5 protein-coding genes are annotated in these 4282 nt (G+C 70.2%); 1 reads left to right on the forward strand and 4 read right to left on the reverse strand.

Annotated features, from left to right (window positions below; genetic code table 11):
* Positions 1-1058, reverse strand: a 1058-nt coding sequence (locus ABT367_RS40985; protein WP_352259026.1) for a serine/threonine-protein kinase, incomplete at its 3' end; no start/stop codon positions are given.
* Positions 1059-1256: 198 nt separating this feature from the next.
* Positions 1257-2039: a VOC family protein gene (locus ABT367_RS40990; protein ID WP_352259028.1), complete on the reverse strand. Its 783-nt coding sequence runs from the start codon at positions 2037-2039 to the stop codon at positions 1257-1259.
* 241 nt (positions 2040-2280) lie between these two features.
* Here ABT367_RS40990 and ABT367_RS40995 point away from each other — a divergent pair, with 241 nt between their 5' ends.
* Positions 2281-2928, forward strand: a complete 648-nt coding sequence (locus tag ABT367_RS40995; RefSeq protein WP_165333060.1) for a TetR family transcriptional regulator — start codon at positions 2281-2283, stop codon at positions 2926-2928.
* 148 nt (positions 2929-3076) lie between these two features.
* Here ABT367_RS40995 and ABT367_RS41000 read toward each other — a convergent pair whose 3' ends face one another.
* Entirely contained in the window at positions 3077-3562 is a 486-nt protein-coding gene (locus ABT367_RS41000) for a nitroreductase family deazaflavin-dependent oxidoreductase (RefSeq protein ID WP_352259030.1), read from the reverse strand.
* Positions 3562-4282 (reverse strand): acyl-CoA dehydrogenase family protein (locus ABT367_RS41005; protein ID WP_352259031.1); only part of this gene is annotated, 721 nt, incomplete at its 5' end. The genes ABT367_RS41005 and ABT367_RS41000, both read right to left, overlap by 1 nt.

Genomic DNA, 4282 nt, shown 5'->3' on the forward strand with positions numbered 1-4282 from the left:
GGCGAGGGGTCAGGGGCGTCGGGCGTACGGCGCCAGGCCTCGTCCCAGTCCTCGCCGCCGGCCGGCCGCGAAGGTCGGGGCGGCTGCTGCGGCGGCTGCGCGGGCTGCGGCGGTACGCCCCGTCCGCCGCTGCGGCCGGAACCGCCGGTCCGCACGGGCGGCCGCCCGCCGCGGCGCGCCTCGATCAGGGCGACGGACCGCTCGGGCAGCCAGGCGGAGGCCGTACCGGAGTCGTCGGAGCCGGAGGCGAACAGGTGCGGGGCGAGCTGGGCCTGGAGGTCGGCGGGGCTGGGCCGCATCGCCGCTTCCATATGCATGCAGTCGAGGATCAGCGGCCGCAGTTCCTCGGGCAGCCCGTCGAGGTCGGGCCCTTCGCGCAGCAGCATGAAGACGGTCTCGACCGGGTTCGCGCCGTGGAAGGGGGCATGCCCCGTCGCGGCGAACACGAGCGTGGACCCCAGCGAGAAGACATCGCTCGCGCCGGTGACGGAACGCGAGTCCTTGGCCTGCTCCGGAGACATGTAGGCCGGGGTGCCGACGGCCACGTTCGTCATCGTCAGACGCGTATTGGAGACGCCGGAGGCGATACCGAAGTCGATGACGCGGGGGCCGTCCTCGACGACGAGCACGTTCGACGGCTTGAGGTCGCGGTGCACCAGACCCGCGCCGTGGATGGACTGCAGCGCCTCGGCGATCCCGGCGGCCAGCCACCGTACGGCCTGGGCCGGCAGCGGCCCGCACTCATTCACTATCTCCTCGAGCGAGGGCGCGGGGACATACGCGGTGGCCAGCCACGGCACGGCGGCGCGCGGATCGGCGTCCACGACGGCCGCTGTGTAGAAGCCGGAGACGGCACGGGCCGCCTCCACTTCACGGGTGAAGCGGACACGGAAGAGCTGGTCCTCGGCGAGCTCGGTCCTGACCGTCTTGATCGCCACCCGGCGGCCGGAGGCCGAGCGCGCGAGATAGACCAGACCCATGCCGCCGGCACCGAGCCGGCCGAGCACCTCGAACGGCCCGATCCGGCGCGGATCGTGCTGCGTCAGCTGCTCCACCACTTGCCTGCCACCTCCCCGTAACTGACCGTGGGACACCACCGAGCGAACGGGCTCGTGCCCATCGTCAGCGTCTCACCACCGAGCCGCCCTGGCGGCACGCACCCTGATTCTTCCTGGCGCGAGCGGCGGTTGCGAACCCGGGGCCCGATCGGGAGGTCTCAATCTATTTCGGGGCGAGATGGGACAAAGCGGAGAGGGTCAGTCCGCGTGATCCTGTAGTACGGCGAAGACGGCGCCCTGATTGTCCACGAGCGTTGCGATACGTCCGTACGGAATGTCGACGGGTGGGCTCTGCACCCGGCCGCCGAGCCGCCGGGTGACACGGGCGGCCTCGTCGCAGTCGTCGACATTGAAGTAGACGAGGAAGTGCGCGGGCAGCTCGGCCGGCACCCCCTCACCCATCAGCTCGCGCCCGCCGACGGCCGTGTCGGGGCCGGGCTCGGTGCCGGCGGGCGACCAGGTGCGGAAGCCGTCGATCACGTCGTCGAGGTCGAAGCCCTCGAAGCGGAACACCTCTTCGTAGAAGGCGTCGGCCCGCGCCGCGTCCCGCACCTTCACCTCGGTCCAGCAGAAGGAGTCCGGCTCCCCGGCCCTCTCGAAGCCCTCGTGCGTACCGCCCTGCCAGAGCCCGAAGACCGCGCCCTCGGGATCGACCGCGAGCGCCATCGTCCCGAAGGGCCCGACGGGCATCGGCTCCATGACCAGCCGCCCGCCCGCGTCCTCGATCCTCCGGGCGCTCGCGAGGGCGTCCGGGGTCGCGAAGTACACGTTCCAGACCGTGGGCATCCGCCCGTCCCGCTTGGGCGCGAGCGCGGCGACGGCCTTGCCGTCCTTGTACGCCTGCGCGTAGTGCCCGTACTCGGGCCCGGCGCCCTCGTCGAAGGTCCAGCCGAAGAGCTCGCCGTAGAACCGCTTGCCGGCCTCGACATCGGGCAGCAGGGCGTCCACCCAGCAGGGCACACCCTCGGTATACGCGGCCACGGCCCCACCTCCCGGAGTCACGGGACCCTGTGGCACCCGTCACAGCCAAGCTAGTGCCGTACCCGGCGTACCGCAGGAAAACGAATCGAACACTTGGCCAGTCCGCCGTCCGGGGCAGACCCCGGGAGTGACCCCGAGCCCTCCCATATACCCCGAGTCCCCCTAACTCCCCCGTATCTCCCCCGTCCCCATTTGCAGTCGGCCGAATCGCGCCCCGATCACCCCTCGGTAAGCTGACGGCATGACAGGACAAGTGCGTACCGTCGACGGCCGTGTGGCCGGACGGCGTGGGCAGGCGACGCGTCAGAAGCTGCTCGACTGCCTCAGCGAGATGCTCAGTTCCTCGCCCTACCGTGACGTCAAGGTCATCGATGTGGCGCGGAAAGCGGGCACTTCACCCGCGACCTTCTATCAGTACTTCCCCGATGTCGAAGGCGCCGTCCTGGAGATCGCGGAGCAAATGGCCACGGAGGGCGCCGGGTTGACCGATGTGCTCGCCGAACGCTCCTGGGTGGGCAAGGCCGGGTGGGGGACCTCGCAGGAACTTGTCGACGGATTCCTGGAGTTCTGGCGCAAGAACGACGCGATCATGCGCGTCGTGGACCTCGGCTCGGCCGAAGGCGACAAGCGCTTCTACAAAATCCGTATGAAGATCCTGAACTCGGTGACCAATTCCCTTACCGACACGGTCAAGGACCTTCAGGACAAGGGCAAGGTCGACAAGGACGTCAACGCCGCGGCGATGGCGGGCTCCCTGGTCGCGATGCTCGCGGCGGTCGCCTCGCACCAGAAGGGTTTCTCGACCTGGGGTGTGAAGCAGGCCGAACTGAAGCCGAATCTGGCCCTGTTGGTGCATCTGGGCATCACCGGCAAGAAGCCGATGAAGTAACGTCGCGCACCCTGTCCTGTCATACGGGCGGCGGGCACCCTCTTCGTGGAGGACGCCCGCCGCCCGTGCGTTGAACAGACCCCGCCCTCCCGGGGGCCGAGCCCCTTGAAGGCTATCGGCACCCACTGACAACGGGCCTGCGAGCCGCTTACTCGCCCTTGTCGCGCCGCTCGAGCCGGAACAGCCGTATCTCCCGGTCCACCCGCTGCTGATAAGTGGCGTACGGCGGCCAGAACTTGAGGCACTTCTCCCACACCGCGGCCCGTTCGTCGCCTTCGAGCAGCCGGGCCGTGACGTCGATGTCCGTGCCCTTCCAGCTGATCTCCGCGTCGGGGTTCTTCAGCAGGTTCACCGTCCATACGGGGTGTCCGGGCCGCCCGAAGTTGGAGCCGATGAGCACCCAGGTGCCGCTCTCCTCCTCGGGCATGCACGCCAGGGGCGTACGGCGCGGAATCCCGCTCTTCGCGCCCTTCACCGTGAGGATGACCCCGGGCAGCATCTGCGCGCTGAGCATCACCTTGCCGCGCGTGAGCTTGTGCACGGCCCGGTCCATCGCGGGCACGAAGTGAGGACCGACCTTCATGAACAGCTTGCTCGACGAGACCTTCTGCATGAGCTTGACTCCGGGCGGCATCAGACCGCGACCTCCTCGGCGACGAACAGACCGGCGTGGTCGGCCGCATGGGCGCGCAGCCGGTGCACGGGGCCGAAGAGCAGTTCGTCGCTCGCGGCCCGCTTGAAGTACAGATGCGCCTCGTGCTCCCAGGTGAAACCGATCCCGCCGTGCAGCTGGATCGCCTCCCCCGACGCGGTCCGCAGCGCGTCGAGCGCCTGCGCGAGGGCGAGTCCGCCCACGCGTTCACCGTCGTCACGCGCGGCCGCCCAGGCCGCGTAGTAGGCCGCCGACCGCGCGGCCTGCACGGCCACGTACACATCCGCGAGCCGGTGCTTCACGGCCTGGAACGATCCGATCGCCCGTCCGAACTGCTCGCGCTGCTTGGCGTATTCGACGGTCCGCTCGAGCGCGCGGTCCGCGGCACCCACGGCTTCCGCGGCGAGCACGGCGGCGGCGGCGTTCCCGGTCGCGGCGAGCGCCTCGGCGACCACCGTGGCGTCGTCGGGTCCGAGCAACTCGGCGGCGGCGTCCCGCAGTTCGATCCTCGCCTGCGGCCGCGTCTCGTCCAGGGTCGTCTGCCGTACGCGGACGACGCCCTCGCTCTGTGCCCGTACGAGGAAGAGGAGCGTACGGGAGCGGGCGAAGCCGCCCGTGTGCGCGGCGACGAGCAGCAGATCGGCGGCGTGCCCGTCGAGGACCTGCTCGGCCTGCCCGTACAGCCGCCATCCCTCCTCGTCG

The sequence above is a fragment of the Streptomyces mesophilus genome (assembly GCF_040300965.1).
In the GTDB taxonomy this organism is placed as follows: Bacteria; Actinomycetota; Actinomycetes; order Streptomycetales; family Streptomycetaceae; genus Streptomyces; species Streptomyces mesophilus_A.